The 17,586-nt window shown below is 56.5% G+C and carries 19 protein-coding genes; 7 read left to right on the forward strand and 12 right to left on the reverse strand.

What is annotated here, in order from left to right:
• Nucleotides 1-11: 11 nt before the first annotated feature.
• From dapD to A8710_RS08955, 4 genes are read left to right on the forward strand one after another with little or no spacing between them, the layout of a single operon-like run.
• A complete protein-coding gene (gene dapD / locus A8710_RS08940) occupies nucleotides 12-836 on the forward strand; it encodes a 2,3,4,5-tetrahydropyridine-2,6-dicarboxylate N-succinyltransferase (protein ID WP_068859816.1) in 825 nt (274 codons plus the stop codon).
• A 28-nt stretch (nucleotides 837-864) separates the two neighbouring features.
• Nucleotides 865-1,779 carry a sulfate adenylyltransferase subunit CysD gene (cysD, locus tag A8710_RS08945; protein ID WP_068859818.1) on the forward strand — a complete coding sequence of 305 codons (915 nt, stop codon included), beginning with the start codon at nucleotides 865-867 and terminating at the stop codon, nucleotides 1,777-1,779.
• Nucleotides 1,779-3,437: a sulfate adenylyltransferase subunit CysN gene (gene cysN / locus A8710_RS08950; RefSeq protein WP_068859820.1), complete on the forward strand. Its 1,659-nt coding sequence runs from the start codon at nucleotides 1,779-1,781 to the stop codon at nucleotides 3,435-3,437. The genes cysD and cysN overlap by 1 nt, the downstream gene beginning before the upstream one ends.
• On the forward strand, nucleotides 3,437-3,775 hold the full coding sequence (locus tag A8710_RS08955) for an ArsC/Spx/MgsR family protein (protein WP_068859822.1): 339 nt from the start codon (nucleotides 3,437-3,439) through the stop codon (nucleotides 3,773-3,775). The genes cysN and A8710_RS08955 overlap by 1 nt, the downstream gene beginning before the upstream one ends.
• A gap of 9 nt (nucleotides 3,776-3,784) precedes the next feature.
• On the opposite strand, the gene A8710_RS08960 is transcribed toward A8710_RS08955, so the two are convergent.
• On the reverse strand, nucleotides 3,785-4,297 hold the full coding sequence (locus A8710_RS08960) for a TIGR00645 family protein (protein WP_068859823.1): 513 nt from the start codon (nucleotides 4,295-4,297) through the stop codon (nucleotides 3,785-3,787).
• Between the two features lie 83 nt (nucleotides 4,298-4,380).
• Here A8710_RS08960 and A8710_RS08965 point away from each other — a divergent pair, with 83 nt between their 5' ends.
• Nucleotides 4,381-5,085, forward strand: a complete 705-nt coding sequence (locus tag A8710_RS08965) for an SIMPL domain-containing protein (RefSeq protein WP_068859825.1) — start codon at nucleotides 4,381-4,383, stop codon at nucleotides 5,083-5,085.
• A gap of 22 nt (nucleotides 5,086-5,107) precedes the next feature.
• Here A8710_RS08965 and A8710_RS08970 read toward each other — a convergent pair whose 3' ends face one another.
• The 8 genes from A8710_RS08970 to A8710_RS09005 form a co-directional block, all read right to left on the reverse strand.
• Nucleotides 5,108-5,569 (reverse strand): DUF6882 domain-containing protein, encoded by a 462-nt coding sequence (locus A8710_RS08970; protein ID WP_068859827.1) that lies wholly within the window; start codon nucleotides 5,567-5,569, stop codon nucleotides 5,108-5,110.
• Complete coding sequence (pdxJ, locus tag A8710_RS08975; RefSeq protein ID WP_068859829.1) at nucleotides 5,566-6,300, reverse strand: pyridoxine 5'-phosphate synthase; 735 nt, start codon at nucleotides 6,298-6,300, stop codon at nucleotides 5,566-5,568. Before pdxJ ends, A8710_RS08970 begins: the two co-directional genes overlap by 4 nt.
• Nucleotides 6,297-7,028: a DNA repair protein RecO gene (recO, locus tag A8710_RS08980; protein ID WP_068859831.1), complete on the reverse strand. Its 732-nt coding sequence runs from the start codon at nucleotides 7,026-7,028 to the stop codon at nucleotides 6,297-6,299. The genes pdxJ and recO overlap by 4 nt, the downstream gene beginning before the upstream one ends.
• A gap of 26 nt (nucleotides 7,029-7,054) precedes the next feature.
• Entirely contained in the window at nucleotides 7,055-8,014 is a 960-nt protein-coding gene (era, locus tag A8710_RS08985; RefSeq protein ID WP_082968763.1) for a GTPase Era, read from the reverse strand.
• Complete coding sequence (gene rnc, locus A8710_RS08990) at nucleotides 8,001-8,726, reverse strand: ribonuclease III (RefSeq protein ID WP_068859833.1); 726 nt, start codon at nucleotides 8,724-8,726, stop codon at nucleotides 8,001-8,003. The genes era and rnc overlap by 14 nt, the downstream gene beginning before the upstream one ends.
• Entirely contained in the window at nucleotides 8,723-9,550 is an 828-nt protein-coding gene (lepB, locus tag A8710_RS08995) for a signal peptidase I (RefSeq protein ID WP_068859835.1), read from the reverse strand. The genes rnc and lepB overlap by 4 nt, the downstream gene beginning before the upstream one ends.
• Nucleotides 9,551-9,581: 31 nt before the next feature.
• Entirely contained in the window at nucleotides 9,582-11,369 is a 1,788-nt protein-coding gene (gene lepA / locus A8710_RS09000; protein WP_406609603.1) for a translation elongation factor 4, read from the reverse strand.
• A 107-nt stretch (nucleotides 11,370-11,476) separates the two neighbouring features.
• On the reverse strand, nucleotides 11,477-12,889 hold the full coding sequence (locus A8710_RS09005) for a DegQ family serine endoprotease (protein ID WP_068859839.1): 1,413 nt from the start codon (nucleotides 12,887-12,889) through the stop codon (nucleotides 11,477-11,479).
• A gap of 210 nt (nucleotides 12,890-13,099) precedes the next feature.
• Here A8710_RS09005 and nadB point away from each other — a divergent pair, with 210 nt between their 5' ends.
• Nucleotides 13,100-14,749 (forward strand): L-aspartate oxidase, encoded by a 1,650-nt coding sequence (gene nadB / locus A8710_RS09010; RefSeq protein WP_068859841.1) that lies wholly within the window; start codon nucleotides 13,100-13,102, stop codon nucleotides 14,747-14,749.
• Here nadB and A8710_RS12580 read toward each other — a convergent pair.
• Nucleotides 14,641-15,084: a YgfX family protein gene (locus tag A8710_RS12580; protein WP_406609595.1), complete on the reverse strand. Its 444-nt coding sequence runs from the start codon at nucleotides 15,082-15,084 to the stop codon at nucleotides 14,641-14,643. The genes nadB and A8710_RS12580 overlap by 109 nt on opposite strands.
• A gap of 40 nt (nucleotides 15,085-15,124) precedes the next feature.
• A complete protein-coding gene (locus A8710_RS09015) occupies nucleotides 15,125-15,382 on the reverse strand; it encodes an FAD assembly factor SdhE (RefSeq protein ID WP_068859843.1) in 258 nt (85 codons plus the stop codon).
• Between the two features lie 99 nt (nucleotides 15,383-15,481).
• On the opposite strand from A8710_RS09015, the gene ygfZ reads away from it, so the two are divergent.
• Entirely contained in the window at nucleotides 15,482-16,453 is a 972-nt protein-coding gene (ygfZ, locus tag A8710_RS09020; RefSeq protein ID WP_068859845.1) for a CAF17-like 4Fe-4S cluster assembly/insertion protein YgfZ, read from the forward strand.
• Here ygfZ and A8710_RS09025 read toward each other — a convergent pair.
• A complete protein-coding gene (locus tag A8710_RS09025; protein ID WP_068859847.1) occupies nucleotides 16,436-17,584 on the reverse strand; it encodes an enoyl-CoA hydratase/isomerase family protein in 1,149 nt (382 codons plus the stop codon). The two genes, ygfZ and A8710_RS09025, sit on opposite strands and share 18 nt — an antisense overlap.
• Between the last annotated feature and the right edge of the window lie 2 nt (nucleotides 17,585-17,586).

A 17,586-nucleotide genomic window follows, 5' to 3' on the forward strand; every position in this document is an offset into this window, starting at 1 on the left:
TGGAGAGAGTCATGTCGCTTGCCACGTTTATTGAAGACGCCTTTGAGCGCCGCAACGAATTTTCGCCGAAGTCGGCCCCGCAGGATGTGCGCGATGCGGTCAACGAAGCCCTGACGCTGCTCGATAGCGGCGCCGCTCGCGTTGCCGAAAAGATCAATGGCGAATGGCAAGTCAACCAGTGGCTAAAGAAAGCCGTGCTGCTGTCGTTCCGCTTAAATGACAATGTGCCGATTCCTGCCGGTGGCGGCATGCAGTTCTACGACAAGGTGCCGACCAAGTTCGCTGATTGGACGCCGGAGCAATTCGCGGCCAGCGGCATCCGTGTCGTACCGCCTGCAGTGGCCCGTCGCGGCAGCTTTATTGCCCGCAACACCGTGCTGATGCCGTCCTATGTAAACATCGGCGCCTTTGTGGATGAAGGTTCGATGGTCGACACGTGGGCTACCGTCGGTTCCTGCGCGCAAATCGGCAAGAACGTGCATCTCTCGGGTGGCGTTGGCATCGGTGGCGTTCTCGAACCCCTGCAAGCCAACCCCACCATCATTGAAGATAATTGCTTCATTGGTGCGCGTTCGGAAGTGGTTGAAGGCGTTATCATTGGCGAAGGCTCGGTCCTATCCATGGGCGTGTTCATCGGCCAATCAACCCCAATCTACGATCGCGAAACCGGCGAAATCAGCTACGGCCGCGTGCCTGCTGGCTCAGTCGTGGTGGCTGGCTCGCTGCCCCGCGACAATGGCCGCTACAGCCTGACCTGCGCCGTCATCGTAAAGAAGGTCGACGCCCAGACCCGCAGCAAAACCAGCATCAACGAACTGCTCCGCATCGCGGACTGACACTGTTTCTTAAAGAGGACACGCGCGCATGTCGCTCCCCGAACACCGCATGACTCACCTCAAGGCACTTGAGGCTGAGTCCATCCATATCATTCGCGAAGTTGCCGCCGAATTCGACAACCCGGTCATGATGTACTCCATCGGCAAAGATTCGTCTGTGATGCTGCACCTGGCGCGCAAGGCCTTTGCGCCGGGCAAGCCGCCGTTTCCACTGATGCACGTGAACACGACGTGGAAGTTCAAGGAAATGATCAGCTTCCGTGACCGCATCGCACAGGAAGCGGGTATGGAGCTGATTTCGCACACCAATCCCGATGGGCTGGCGGCGAACATTAATCCCTTCGATCACGGCAGCTCGAAATACACCGACATCATGAAGACCCAGGCGCTGAAGCAGGCGCTGGATCAACATGGCTTCGATGCCGCCTTTGGTGGCGCTCGCCGCGATGAAGAAAAGTCACGCGCCAAGGAGCGCGTCTACTCCTTCCGCGACAAGAACCATCGCTGGGACCCGAAAGTACAGCGCCCGGAGCTGTGGAACCTGTACAACGGCCGCATCAACAAGGGCGAGTCGATCCGCGTGTTCCCGCTGTCTAACTGGACCGAGCTGGACATCTGGCAATACATCTACCTCGAAAACATCGAGATTGTTCCGCTGTATTTCTCGGCCGTGCGCCCGGTGGTTGAGCGTGACGGCATGCTGATCATGGTTGATGACGAACGTCTGCCCCTGCGCGAAGGCGAAGTGCCGATGATGAAATCGGTGCGCTTCCGTACCCTCGGCTGCTACCCGCTGACCGGCGCGGTAGAGTCCGACGCCGCCACCTTGCCGGACATCATTCAGGAGATGCTGGTCACCCGCACCTCCGAACGCTCCGGGCGCGCCATCGACCACGATGAATCGGGTTCGATGGAGAAAAAGAAACGCGAAGGATATTTCTAATGATCATCGAACGTATCGACAATATTCAGGACTACCTGCACCAGCATGAACACAAGGACATGCTGCGCTTTATCACTTGCGGCAGCGTAGATGACGGTAAATCCACGCTGATCGGCCGCCTGCTGCACGACTCGAAGATGATCTTCGAAGACCAGCTCGCCGCCATCACCCGTGACAGTGTCAAGCACGGCACCACCGGCGAAGTCGTGGATCTGGCGCTGCTGGTAGACGGCCTGCAGTCCGAGCGCGAACAGGGCATCACCATCGATGTGGCCTACCGCTTCTTCGCCACCGACCTCCGCAAATACATCATTGCCGACACCCCCGGCCATGAGCAGTACACGCGCAACATGGCCACCGGTGCATCCACCGCCGATGTCGCCGTGTTGCTCATCGATGCCCGCTACGGCGTGCAGGTGCAGACCCGTCGTCACAGCTTTATTTGCTCGCTGCTGGGTATTCGCCACTTCGTTATTGCCATCAACAAGATGGACTTGGTTGGCTTCAGCGAAGCGCGCTACAACGAGATTAAGGCTGAATACGAAGCCTTCGTGGCCCAGCTCAATGTGCCGGACGTGCGCTATGTGCCGATGTCGGCCCTGAAGGGCGAGAACGTGGTTCACCAGAGCACGCAAATGCCTTGGTACACCGGTACGCCGCTGCTGGAGCTCATGGACACCCTGCCGATTCAGCGCGTCGTGCCCTTGGGCAAGCTGCGCCTGCCGGTGCAGTACGTGAATCGCCCGAATCTCGACTTCCGTGGCTTCTGCGGCACGCTGGCCGCCGGCAGCGTGAAGCCGGGCATGGCGATTAAGGCCCTGCCGTCTGGCAAGACCTCCACGATCAAATCGATTGTAGTCTGGGAAGGCGAGATCGCTGAAGCCCATGCGGGCCAGGCCATTACCGTCACGCTCAACGACGAAATCGATATCTCGCGCGGTGACATGATCATCGCCGCCGATGACGACCTGACCATGAGCCATGCCTTCCTCGCACACATCGTGTGGATGCATGAGCAGCCACTGACCGTGGGAAAAACCTACGACTTCAAGCTGGGCACCACATTCACCTCGGGTCAGATCACGGAAATCGTGCATCAGATCGACGTCAACACGTTGGCCACCAGCGCCACCGATTCGTTGCCGCTCAACGGCATCGCGCTCTGCCGCGTACAGCTAACGCGTGCCGTCGCATTCGACAGCTACGCACTGAGCAAGGCTACGGGCAACCTCATCGTCATCGACCGCCTCAGCAACATCACGGTGGGTGCCGGTATGGTGCAAGAGCGCGCCAAGACGCTGAGCGACATCGAGCAACTACCCGCCGTCACGGCTGCTGCACGTGCTCGTCGCCTCGGTCATTCCGCATTGAAACTGGTGGTGGAAGCCAGTGGCGCGCGTGAGTTAGCTGAGCTTATTGAGCGCGCGCTCTTCCAAGCGGGCGCATTGCCAGTGGTAGCCAATGCTGACGATCAGGCCATAGAGGCGCTGCAAGCAGCGGGCCTGCTGGTGATTGTGGCGGATGAAGTGGTTGGCGAGCGCAGCCTGCGCATTCGTGGCAGTGCCGAAGCGATTGCACCTGTACAGCTGGCGAAGAGCAATAGTGAAGCGGCTGAGCAGGTGCTGAAGCTGCTGCGTGAAAAAGGACTGATGGGCTAATGCTGCAAATCTGCGGCATCAAAGCCTGCGACAGCATGAAGAAAGCCTTCGCCCGTCTCGATGCGGCGTGCGTTGCTTATGCGTTTCAGGACTTCAAAAAGATGCCGCCGAGCGCTGAGCAGATTTCGTTCTGGTTAGCGCATCTGCCCGCTGATCAGTTAGTGAATCGCCAAGGTACAACGTGGCGCCAGCTCTCTCCAGAAGCGCAAGCTGCGCTGTTGGATAAAGCGGCGCTAACGGCCTTGCTCATAGCCAAGCCCAGCCTGATTAAACGCCCCCTGCTCATACACAATGAGCAGGTGACGGTGGGTCTGAACTCCCCGCTATTGCCTGCGTAATAGCCCCGATTAGTGTGACTTTTTGGACTTGTTAATCATCCAGTCAGTCGCCGCAATAAAACCTGCCGACACCACCAGTACCATGTGAATAATCACTTCCCATTTCAGGGTGTGCTCAGAAATATTGCCGGCATCAATAAAGCTACGCAGCAAATGAATCGACGAGATGGTGATCAGTGCCATGCCCAGCTTGACCTTCAGAACACCGGCATCGACATGCGCGAGCCACTCCGGTTGGTCACGATGATCCTGCACATCTAAACGACTCACGAAAATTTCGTAGCCGCCAATAATCACCATCACCAGCAAGTTAGCGATCATCACCACATCAATGAGCGACAGCACATTGAGCAAGATGTCGTCTTCTTTCAGGATGCCGAGGTTAATCGTGAGATCCCACAGCTTGAGCATGAACTTGTAGGAATAGATGCCCAAGGCCACGATCAAGCCGAGATACATCGGCAACTGCAACCAACGGCTCCAGAAAATAAAACTACCTAACGCTTTCGTTGTATTACTCATGTCATCCTCCAAGACGTTGAAGCGTATTCTACGAAGCAACTGTGCGATCGCACAGGCCTACACGTAAATGGAGTAACGATTTCATGACGCAAAACACGCTTAAAGCCTGTGTACTCGCGATGACACTGCTGAGCACTGCCAATGTAGCCCTAGCCTCAGATCATCAAAGCCCCCGTAACCGCGTCGATTTTCAAACGGAAGTGAGCCAAGTTCTGCCCAATGACCTGATGCGCGCCACGCTCAGCATCGAGTTATCCGATAAAAATCCGGGCCAGCTAGCCCGTGCCTTAACTCAGGCTATGAACGAGAGCCTGGCCAAGGGCCGCAACTTCAATACGGTTAAATTAGCCTCCGGTAATCAACAAAGCTGGCCGGTATATAACGACAAACAAAAATTAGAGAGCTGGCGCGGTCGCGCTGAGCTGAACCTGGAATCTAAAGACTTTAAAGCGGCGGGCGAGTTGCTTAGTCAGCTACAAGACAAGCTGCAACTCCAAGGCTTGAACTTCGTGGTGTCGGAAGAAACCCGTTTGGCTGCTGAGAAAAAACTCACAACGGATGCGATTGCTGCGTTCCGCGAGAAAGCCGATGCCGTTCGCCAAGCCTGGGGCGCGAAGAGCTATAGCCTGGTACAAATGAACCTTGGTAGCAGCGGTGGCGGTGGTGGCTACCCTCGCCCACCCATGATGATGATGAAAATGGCTGATGCCGCACCCGCTGCAGAAATGGCCGGCGGTGATAGTCGTGTTTCAGTCAATGTAAGCGGCAGCATTGAGTTAAAGAACTAAGCGCGGTGGGCTGGAGGAGGCGTTAAATCAATGCCTCTTCCAGCGCCAAAAAAAGCCAGGTGTCACGATTGGGGGCACGATAGCATCCCACGGCATCCAGGGACGCTACAGCCGCCGCAGCCAGCTCCCAGGCCATGGTGTCATCGGCTGTAAATGCCTCACCATCAGCAAAGCAGTCATAGTCTGTTTGTTCGCGCAATGCCTTCAAGCGCTCAGCACGCTCTCGCGCTGTCTGCGGTAACTTGGCATTCGCCCACGCCCACTTCCATGTCTCTTGCGCGCTGGCATACGTACCAATCGGCGTCACACGGAAGCGCAGTTGCTCACGGCCATCTTGCGTGAGAAAGCAGAGCACGGATGAGTCCTGCTCCAATTGCCAGCGACTAAAACGATCTAGGCCAAACTGACTTTGTAGAAGTGCCTGCTTGGCTTGCAGCGCCTGCGCGCAATCGGCAATAAAAACCTCGAATTGCTCTTCGTTCATCGGCTGCGACGCGCCTCCTGCATTAAGTCTTTCATATCACGCACCGCCGTGGCCAAGCCGCTAAACAAGGCGCGTGCAATCAGTGCATGACCAATATTGAGCTCATGAAATTGGGGCAAGGCGGCAATACGCGCGGTGTTGTGAAAATTCAGGCCATGACCTGCGTTCACCACCAATTTACCGTGGGCATATTCTGCAGCCAATCGAATGCGCTCGAACTCATGTTCAATTTCTGCCGGATCTTCAGCGTCCGCATAGGCGCCGGTATGCAGTTCAATCGTGGGGGCTCCGGCACGAATCGCCGCGTCAATTTGTGACGGCTCGGGGTCAATAAACAAGGAAACATCCATGCCCTGCCGCCCCAAACGCTGGCATGCGGCTTGAATGCGAGAGAAGCCGCCCACCACATCAAGGCCGCCCTCCGTGGTGAGTTCTTCGCGCTTTTCCGGCACGAGGCACACATGTTTAGGGCGGATGATTTCAGCGAACGCCAGCATGTCTTCCGTAACAGCCATCTCAAGATTCATGCGTGTTTGCAGCACCTCAGCGAGGATGCGCACATCCCGCTTTTGGATATGGCGGCCATCTTCACGGGGATGCACAGTAATGCCATCAGCACCATGCTCTTCGGCAATGAGCGCAGCGTGCACCGGCTCTGGATATCGCGTCCCGCGCGCCTGACGCAGCGTGGCAATGTGATCAATATTGACGCCGAGGTATAACGGACTCATGGTGTACGCTCCTGTGCTGGCTTAACCATAGCAGCAAATAAATCACGACTTTTTAATGGCTTACCCGCAAGAAGAGGCTCTAGCGCCAAGCGATACAGCCACTTTGCTAAACGCCTGCGGTCGGGTGTATCCAGCGTGTCTGCGGCAACTGCCATGATATCGCCCCCTAAACAAGCGCCCGATTGCCCATCGCGAGCCGGCAGCCAACCCTGCTCGGGATAAAACTGATAATACTGGTCTGCGGCCAAAGGCTGCTGAGTGTCTGCCTGATGCGTCTGGCTGGCGACTTGGCCCATGGTGTCGAGCAGCTGTCGCTCAAAACGGCGCAAGACAGGCTCTATGCCCCTAACCTCCGGCTCGACAAGCTCACTTAACTCGCCAATAGCCCCCGCGTAGGCCACAAAAAGCTCCGGTTGCGGCAATTCACGGGGCAATAGGCGCACCAGCAGTTCATTCAAATACAGTCCGGAAAACAAGGCGGGGCCGACGAGATTCAAGGCCGGACCTGCAGCTTCGTGAGCAAGAATTTGCTTGAGTTCGCCGGTGCCTGCCAACTGCACAAAGTAGGGTTGAAACGGGGTTGGCACGACACGGCCCTTGCTCCGCGCTCCGCGCAACACCGTTCCGACTCGACCCAGCTCAGGCAGTAGCCATTCTGCCAACACGCTGGTTTCGCGATACGCGCGTGCGTGGAGCAAATAGGCAGGCTGCCAAGCTAGTTCACGCATGGCTGCGGAAAGACCTCGGTGGCAACTTAGAGATCACCATAGCCCAAGCTTTTCAGAGCGCGCTCATCATCGGACCAGCCGCCTTTGACCTTGACCCACAGCGACAACATGATCTTGCTGTCGAACAGTTTCACCATATCGAGACGCGCCTCGGTGCCGATCAGCTTCAATCGCTGGCCGCCATCACCAATAACGATTTTCTTCTGACCGTCACGCTCCACCAGAATGCAGGCGGAGATACGCAACAACTTGCCTTCTTTCTTGAACTCTTCAATTTCAACCGTGATCTCGTAAGGAATTTCTTCACCGAGCTGACGCATGATTTTTTCGCGCACCAGCTCGGCCGCGAGAAAACGCTGCGAACGATCCGTGATCTGATCTTCATCGTAGAACGGCGGCGAGAACGGCAGACGTTGGCCCACGGCTTCGTGCAACTTGTCGAGGTTATGGCCCTTCAGTGCCGATACCGGCACCACTTCAACAAAGGGTAGGCGTTGCGACAACTGCTCGATATGCGGCAGCAAGGCGGCCTTGTCTTCGATGGTATCGACCTTGTTAATGACCAGCAGCACCGGCACATTGACCTTTTGCAGCTTGGTCAGCACCAGCTCGTCATCGGGCGACCACTTCAGGCCGTCGACCACGAACAGCACCACATCCACGTCCTTCAGAGCCGAGGTCGCCGCCTTGTTCATGTAGCGGTTAATCGCCTTGCGCTCTTCGCCATGGATGCCGGGCGTATCTACATATATCGCCTGTACCTTGTCACGCGAGACAATACCCAGCATGCGATGACGCGTGGTCTGCGGCTTGCGCGAGGTAATCGCCAGCTTCTGCCCGAGGATGTGATTCAGCAGGGTCGACTTGCCGACATTCGGCCGCCCAACAATGGACACATAGCCACAGCGATAATCGCTGGGCACCGTGTTCGCAGGATCGGCAGCCGAGCCCGAAAAGAATGAGTTGATGATGTCATCGGATGCCATTTTTTTGCCCTGCTCCCAGTTCCAGCACGGCCAGCGCAGCGGCGGCAGCCTGTTGTTCAGCGACGCGTCGGGTGACGCCCTCGCCTTCCGTAATAATGTCTTGATGTGCGGTCAGCGCACTCGCGGCGAGCAGACAACGCACCTGAAAATGTTGCTCGTGCGCCTCGCCGGTGACGCTGACCAGCTCGTAAGTCGGCAGCGCCAGCTTGCGCCCTTGCAGAAGTTCCTGCAGCCGACTCTTGGCGTCCTTGAGGGCATCGCTGGCTTCAATTCGCAGCAAACGCTCGCCATACCAGCGTCGAATATGCGCCTGCATGTCCGGCATCGCCACCCCGTCCAAATGCATGGCGCCGATGATGGCCTCGACCGCGTCGGCCAAGGTCGAATCGCGACGATAGCCGCCACTCTTCAGCTCACCCGAACCCATGATGAGGAACTCACTCAGCTTCCATTCATGCGCCAGAATCACCAAACTTTCTTCACGCACCAGCGTTGCTCGCAAGCGCGACAAACGGCCTTCGTTCTCGTCTGGGAACTGCTGGTATAGACAATCGGCGATGACAAAATTAAGCAGGCCATCGCCCAGAAACTCGAGGCGCTCATTATTGCGCTTACCCGAGATACTGCGATGCGTTAGCGCCAGCTGCAACCAAGCCTCATTTTGGAACTGATAGCCCAAAATGCGCTGGAGGCGCGCTAATGGCTGCGTCACTCAATGCTCCCGTTGCGATCAAAGACCGGTAGGTTCAAGCCCGGCTTTTTGTGCATCCAAATGTAAAACGCCTTACCCACAATCAGGTCCTCGGAAACGGGGCCCCAGAAACGGCTGTCGTTAGAGTTATCGCGATTGTCGCCCATCATGAAATAGTGGCCGGCCGGCACGGTGTAAGACCAATCACCGCCGGTAGGCTCACGCCCAATTTCTTCACGCGTGGTATGAACTGCGCCAAAGATGTTTTCGCGCCAGACCTGTTGCCATGGCTCAATTGCCGGCTCTTGCGACAGTAATTCGCGTTTAGCCTCAACTCCATTAATAAAGAGTACTTCCTGGCGACTTTCAATGAGATCGCCAGGCAGGCCAACCACACGCTTGATGTAGTTCATATTTGGACTGGCCGGAAACTTAAACACCATGACCTCGCCGCGCTTGGGCAGATCAACGGGCAAAATCACGGTGCCCAAGACCGGCAAACGAACGCCATAGGCAAATTTGTTAACGAGCACGTAGTCGCCAATTTCTAGCGACGGCAACATGGACCCTGAAGGAATTGTAAACGGCTCCGCCAAGAATGAGCGCAGCACCCACACAACCGCCAGCACCGGGAAAAAGCTGTGCGCTGTTTCAAACAGCCACGGTTCCCGCAGCAATTTTTGCTCAGCATCCGCCGGCAGCGTCGCACCTTGTGCTGCTGCCGCCGCTTGAGCTGCTTTTAGTCGTCGCTGACGAATTGGTTTCAGCGCAGAGGCATCAAAACCCCACAGCAAGCCCGTTATTAATACGGCTAAGGTCAGCACCAACGAAAAATCAATATCCATGACCGCTCCCGCGCCTGAGGCGTGGACTTAGTTAGACTTTCAAAACCGCCAGGAAGGCTTCCTGTGGAATCTCCACATTGCCGACCTGCTTCATACGTTTTTTACCTTCTTTCTGCTTATCCAGCAGCTTGCGCTTACGGCTGACGTCGCCGCCATAGCACTTGGCCAAAACATCTTTACGCATGGCTTTTACGGTCTGACGCGCGATGACCTGAGCGCCAATAGCCGCCTGAATCGCCACATCAAACATCTGACGGGGAATCAGTTCTTTCATTTTTTCCACAATGATCATGCCGCGATAACGCGCATTCTCGGTATGGCAAATCATAGCCAGCGCATCAACCCGCTCGCCGTTAATTAAAATATCCACGCGGGCCAAGCTGGCAGGCTCAAAGCGGCTGAACGCATAGTCCAAGGAGGCATAGCCACGCGAACATGACTTCAACCGGTCAAAGAAGTCGAGCACGACTTCACCCATAGGCACGTCATAGGTCAGCGCCACTTGTTTGCCATGAAAGAGCATGCTCTTCTGCGTGCCGCGACGCTCCTGACACAGCTTGATGACATCGCCGACATACTCCGGCGGCACCAAAATATGACACTCGGCAATCGGCTCACGGAACTCTTCAACCGAACCGGTGTCCGGCAGCTTCGAGGGGTTGTCGACGTACAGCGTCTCGCCCTTCTTGGTAATGATCTCGTAGATCACGGTCGGTGCCGTGGTCAGCAAGTCGAGGTTGTATTCACGCTCTAAGCGCTCCTGCACGATTTCCATGTGCAGCATGCCGAGGAAGCCGCAGCGGAAGCCGAAGCCCAGAGCGTCAGACGATTCCGGCTCGAAAAACAGCGCCGAGTCATTCAGCGTGAGCTTGGAGAGTGCGTCGCGGAACGGCTCGTAGTCATCCGAAGTGATGGGGAACAGTCCGGCGTAGACCTGCGGCTTGACCTTCTTGAAGCCAGGCAGCATATCCACATCGGGTGTGCCGATCAGGGTCAGCGTATCGCCCACCGGAGCGCCGAAAATGTTTTTGATGCCGGCGATGACAAAGCCGACTTCACCAGCATGGAGACCGTCCGTTTCGCTGTGCTTGGGGTTAAACACACCCACGCTAGATACCAGATGGCTCTGGCCGGTGCTCTTCACCAGAATCTTGTCGCCTTTTTTCACGCGGCCGTGCTTCACGCGCACCAGCGAGACCACGCCGAGGTAGTTGTCGAACCAAGAATCAATGATTAGCGCTTGCAGTGGCGCACTGCGATCCCCGACAGGGGCAGGAATGCGCTGGATCAGCGCTTCCAACACATCAACAACGCCCAAGCCGGTTTTGGCCGAGCACTGAGGCGAATCAATGGCCTCAACGCCAATAATTTCTTCAATTTCTTCGCAGACACGATCGGGGTCTGCCTGCGGCAGGTCGATCTTGTTGAGCACCGGCATCACTTCCAAGCCCTGCTCGATGGCCGTGTAGCAGTTGGCTACGGACTGGGCTTCAACGCCCTGAGCCGCATCCACGACCAACAAGGCCCCTTCACACGCGGCCAGCGAACGGCTGACCTCATACGAGAAGTCGACATGGCCTGGGGTGTCGATGAAATTGAGCTGATAGGTCTCACCATCGATTTTCGAGGTGTAATACAGCGTGACCGAGTGGGCTTTAATGGTAATGCCACGCTCACGCTCAAGATCCATGGAATCAAGCACTTGTGCTTGCATTTCACGATCTTCCAGACCGCCGCAAATCTGAATAAATCGATCGGCCAGCGTCGATTTGCCGTGATCAATATGGGCGATGATAGAGAAATTGCGGATGTTCTTAATTTCGGACACAGCGACTCAGCCAGAATGTTTCTGCAAGGGGCGCATAGTGTAGCCGATTCGCCCCGCCCCGGCGAAAACCTGCGGGGCGGCAGCGAAATTACTTCGATTTATCGCGAGGCATCCTGAGGTTCAAGCTTCAATGCCAGAATTAAGGTGCTGCCCCGACGCAAAATCGCCACGGGTACAGTGACCCCCGCATTGAGCTTACGGGCTGCCGCAACAAACTCACGCGCACTGGTGATGGCTGTGCTGCCCAAACGGGTAATCACATCGCCATTACGCAAGCCGGCATCGGCACCCGAGCCTTCGGCCACCTTAACAACCAAGGCCCCGCCTGCAAGTTTCAGAGAGGCTTTTTCCGACTCCTGCAAATCGCGCAAGGTCAGGCCTAAGCGCGACAAATCCGGGCTAGCCGCTTTGGTAGTTGCTACTTGCTCTTCCGGGATAGGCTGAACTTTCACTTGAAGCTGCAAGGCCTTACGGTCGCGCACAACCATAAGGGGATAGGTCTCACCCACTTTGGCGCGACCAATAGCTTGCGGCAGCTCGGCCGCGAGGTTAATCGCCAGACCATTGAACTGCGTAACCACATCGCCCGATTTCAAACCCGCTTTGCCGGCCGGAGAATCGGCCTCAACGCTGGCAATCAAGGCACCTGCTGGGCGCTCTAAGCCATAAGCATCGGCCAACTCTTTGGTCACTTCCTGAATGGAGACACCCAAGTAGCCACGACTGACCTTGCCCTTATCCTGTAGCTGGGCAACCACTTCCATGGCCACATCAATAGGAATCGCAAACGAAACGCCCATGAAGCCGCCGGAGCGGCTGTAGATTTGCGAGTTCACGCCAACGACCTCGCCGGCCGTATTAAATAAGGGGCCGCCCGAATTACCAGGGTTAATGGCCACATCGGTTTGAATAAATGGCACATAGGCTTCATTGGGCAGGGCACGGGATTTGGCGCTGACAATGCCTGCCGTCGCGGAGTAATCGAAGCCAAATGGTGAACCAATCGCCAGCACGGGATCGCCCACACGAAGCTTGGAAGGATCACCGATTTTCACCACCGGCAAATTAGTGGCAACAATCTTCAGCAGGGCAATGTCGGAACGCGGATCGGTGCCGATGACTTTCGCCTCAACCTCACGACGATCACTCAGGCGCACAGTAACCTTGTCTGCATCATCAATCACATGGTTATTGGTCAGGACATAGCCTTCATTGCCGATGATAAAGCCCGACCCAAAAGACTGCTTGTTTCGTGGTTGCTGAGGCTGTGCTTCCAGACCGTAAAAGCGGCGCAGTAGCTCCTGCATTTCATCCGCGCCAGACTCCGTCGGCTTCGCCTTGGACGTCGCACTGATGTTGACCACGGCCGGACTGGTACGCTCAACGATATCGGCAAATTCAGGCAGGGCCGCCTGCGCACTTTGCGGTACCAGCGTGACCGAGGCAGCCAACAGACAAGCCGCGAAGAGGTTTCGGTTCAATGTAGTCAGTTGCTTGTGTAACAAGGCCATGGATTTTCCCTCGATTCCTTCAAACGAAAAAGCGATCGCTAATGATTAGTCTCGGAACGACAACGCTATGAATACAATTAGGCTGACAGCAATGCTATTCAAGTAGAGATTGTTTTTGTCGTCCACCTGTCAAATCGGGTCAGCGTAATTCAGTCCCATACTATGGCATCATCGCTTTTTCATGACAGCCCTCTGGAACTTCTCCGCGCTATGACTTCATCGTTTGAGCATGATGTGCTCATTATTGGCAGCGGCGCCGCCGGCCTAACGCTAGCCCTGCAACTCGACGCCACGCTGCGCATTGCTGTGCTGTCCAAAGCCGAGCTTACCGAAGCCAGCACCTACTATGCCCAAGGGGGCGTTGCTGCCGTTCTAGACGCAACCGATTCGACCGACAGCCATGTTCAAGACACGCTCATTGCCGGTGCCGGTCTTTGCCATGAGGATAGCGTCAAACTGACGGTAGAAAATGGTCCCGAAGCCATTCGCTGGTTGGTTGATCAGGGCGTCGGTTTCACCCTCGATGAAACCGAGCATCTGCACCTCACCCGCGAGGGCGGCCACTCGCACCGCCGCATCATTCACGCAGACGATGCCACGGGCAGAGCCATTTCCACCACCCTCGTTGAGCGCGTCCGGGAATGCGCTCACATCGACCTCATGGAAAACCGGGTCGCTGTGGAGCTGATCACGACGCAAAAACAAGGCTTAGACGGCGAGAATCGCGTTATCGGGGCCTATGTTTTGAACAAGGACACGGGCGAGGTAGAGGTCTGCCGCGCGCGTTTCGTTGCACTCGCTACCGGCGGTGCTAGCAAGGCTTATCAGTACACCAGCAACCCCGACATTGCCACCGGTGACGGCATTGCCATGGCGTGGCGAGCCGGCTGCCGCGTCGCCAATATGGAATTCAACCAATTCCACCCCACCTGCCTCTATCACCCGCAGGCCAAGTCATACCTCATTACCGAAGCCATGCGCGGGGAAGGCGCCCTACTGAAACTACCGGACGGCACGCGCTTTATGCCGCGCTTCGATGAGCGTGCCGAGCTGGCCCCGCGTGACATCGTGGCTCGCGCCATCGATTTCGAGATGAAGCGCTTAGGCATCCGCTTCGTCTACCTCGATATCTCGCACAAACCAGCGGACTTCATTACCGGCCACTTCCCGAACATTTATCGCAAATGTCTGGAATACGGCATCGACATCACCAAGGAACCAATTCCGGTGGTGCCCGCAGCGCATTTCACCTGCGGCGGTGTGATGGTCAATCACCACAGTGAAACCGATATTGCCAACCTCTATGCCATTGGTGAAACCTCGTTTACCGGCCTGCACGGTGCCAATCGCATGGCCAGTAACTCGCTGCTGGAGTGTTTCGTATTTGCCATGGCGGCGGCCCGTGATATCCGAAGCAAGCTAGCGCACACGGCAGCACCACCCAGCGTGCCCGCCTGGGATGCCACGCAGGTGCGCGATCCCGACGAGGATGTGGTGATTCTGCATAACTGGGATGAATTGCGGCGCTTTATGTGGGACTTTGTCGGCATTGTACGCACCACCAAGCGACTGGAGCGCGCATTGCACCGAGTGCTGCTGTTACAGGCTGAGATTGAGGAGTATTACAGCCACTATCGGGTGTCGAGCAACCTCATTGAATTGCGTAATTTGGTCATGGTCGCCGAGCTCATCATCCGTTGCGCACTCATGCGTAAAGAGTCCCGTGGCCTGCATTACACCTTGGATTATCCTCAACTCAGCGCTGTACTGGCCGACAGTATTTTGTCGCCCGAAGAGCCCTCGCGGCGACGCCAGCGTAATGACACGGAAAATCGGCGCCAGTCCTCTGCGCTAAGCTGATCGGCCCAAATCACCACACGCCAGCGTTGCCCTGTGCGGCGTGTGGTTGGCTCAGCATCAACAGCCAGCGTCATCAACTCCTGCCAACAGAGCACCACAAACCCAGGCGTGAGGCGAACAGGCCCGTACATCTCGGCAAAATGCACGGCTCCGGTGTCCAGCTGCAAACGCCAGCCCTGAGGCGTGTGCTGGAATGTCTGGATCGGCCAGGAAGTTTGCCGGTTACTGAGCTGTATAAACGCTAGCAACGGCCACAACAGAACTAACGCAAACCCAACAGCGACGGGCGGATGACTTTGTAATGCAGTACAGCCTGCAAGCACTGCCAAACCCATGCGCCAGAACGTCAGCCCACGCGATGGCTGTAACCTAAACTCAGCGTGCCAGACGTTGCAAGATACGCGCGACGATGCGCTGATGACCTGCGTCTTCGGGTTGAAGATATTGCATAAGCCACGCCAGAAGATCGACGTCCTCTTCCTCCAAAAAGCGTGCAAATAGCGCTTGCTCCTCAGCATCCAGGCCAAGATAGTGCTCCTCCATGAACGGTTCAAGCAGCACATCGAGCTCTTTCAGGCCCCGTCGGCACTGCCAGCGTAAGCGTTTCTCTTCTTCCGTAAACGGCCGTGTCATGAAATTCTCTACCCCAATCGGTTAAGCACGGCATTATAGAGCTTGTATTTAGCACCGTGATCCCCATTTCACCAATCTATCCGTCGCTAAGGAGCCGTCATGTCCAGTTCGCTTGTGTTTACCTCACCTTCCGTTGAGGTGCTTGCAGCCCAGGCCGCCCTCCAAGCACAAGATGATCTTGTCTTAACGCTGCCTTGGCGCGCCCTTGCGATTGTGGGTCCGGATGCCGAAACCTTTTTACAAGGCCAAGTCACTACAGATATTCGTGAAGTGTCTGCGGCACAGTCTCGCCTTGCCTGCTTACTAAACCTCAAGGGCCGCGCCCAACTCAGTGGCCGCTTACTGGCTTGGCCAGAGGGCTATTTGCTCATCCTGCCAGCTGAACAGTTTGAAGCGGCGCGCTCACGCTTAGCGAAGTACGGCGTGTTTTCGAAAGTCACCCTGAGTGAAATCGCCCTTCGCATACAAGGCGTGCTGGGACGCGGCGCTCAGAATCGCCTCGCCAGCCTAGGCTTGGCGCTACCGGAGTTGCCCGCCATCGATCAAGGTTGCTCAGGTCTCGAACTTCCCATTCGCATCCGACTTCCAGGCCTCACCCGTGGACTGCTGCTAAGCTTGGCATCGGATGCTGCGCCGCTAACCGATACGGCTACGTCCTCCGAAGCGGCTGCGGTCTGCTGGGATTCAGCCAGCATTGTCGCCGGCGAGTGGATCCTGGCAGCAGCAGAAACTGAACTGTTTCAGCCGCAGGAGATGGATTATCACGCGCTTCAGGGCGTGAGCTATCAGAAGGGCTGCTACTTGGGTCAGGAAATTGTGGCGAGACTCTATTTCCGTGGACAACTTAAAACCGAACTGAGTGCATGGCAATGCGAAAGCGGGCAAGAATCGCTGACGGCCGGCATGGGCCTAGTCAGCGAAGATGGCTCACGAGTAGGTGAAGTCATTCGCGCGGTCGCTCAGGGCCATCAGCAGTGGTTAGTGCTGGCGCAAACCAAGCGTGAGCTGGTGGCCAAGCGCCTGGATGCTGACGCCCAATCTGTGTTGAAGCGTCTACCCTTCACGCGCTAATGGATCGCGTGAGCCAAACGTCTCTTCGAGATCGGCCAGCGGCTGCGTCATGCCCGCCGGCATCGCGTAATGTGCGGCCAACCACTGCGGGCTAACATCGGCCAACTGTGCCGGCTGCCAGTGCGGCGACTGGTCTTTATCAATTAAGAGCGCACGAACGCCCTCCGGAAAATCTGGGTGGCGTGCACATTGGCTGGACAATATCCATTCCGTGCGGAAAACCTCTGCGAGGCTTAGCGAGCCCGAGCTCTGCCATTGCTGCCAAATCAACGCAGCACTGGTTGGTGAGCCCGAGCGATAGGCTTGCACCGCTTTAGCTAACCAGGGCTCCTCAGGCAACGCTGAACGCCATGCGGCATCCAGCGCATTAAGATTCTCATGGTCAGTTAATGCCGTAATGGCATCCGCATGTTGCTGCAAGACACCCCCAACCAGTGTCGGCGATGGCAAGTGAGCCAAACAGGTCGATACCAGCGAGAAGGCGCTCTCGGTTGTCCACGCCTGATTGAGCAGTTCACTCAGCAATTGAGGCCATGCTTCGGAGCTCAGTGCATGACTGGCCAAACCTAAAGCCACGGCATCACTGGCTCCAAATTGACACGCCGTGAGCCCCATAAAGAGTCCCACACGCTTGGGTAATCGCGACAGGTAATAGCTTCCACCCACATCCGGAAATAGCCCAATGGTGATTTCCGGCATGGCCATGCGCGTTGTCTCTGTGACCACGCGAAAACTGGCACCCAACAAGAGCCCCATGCCACCCCCCATGACAACACCGGTCCCCCACACCAACAGAGGCTTAGGAAACTCTCGAATGGCATAGTCGAGTCGATACTCACGAGCAAAGAAGTGGGCCGGGTAATCGGCATCACCCTCTCCCGTCCGCGCATGCTGCGTGAGCGCACGCACATCACCGCCGGCACAAAATGCCCGCTCACCTCGACCCCGCAGCAGCACCGCCACCACACGATCATCCGCAGCCCACGCCTCCAGCTGCGGTAGCAGCACATCAACCATGGCGAGTGTCAGCGAATTCAAACTACGTTCGGCATCCAAGGTGGCAACGGCAATAGAGTGGCCAGACGCCGTAGCTAACAACTCAATGTGTACAGGTGCTTCACTGACATGCATTG

The organism is Perlucidibaca aquatica (assembly GCF_001676655.1).
GTDB classification, from domain to species: domain Bacteria; phylum Pseudomonadota; class Gammaproteobacteria; order Pseudomonadales; family Moraxellaceae; genus Perlucidibaca; species Perlucidibaca aquatica.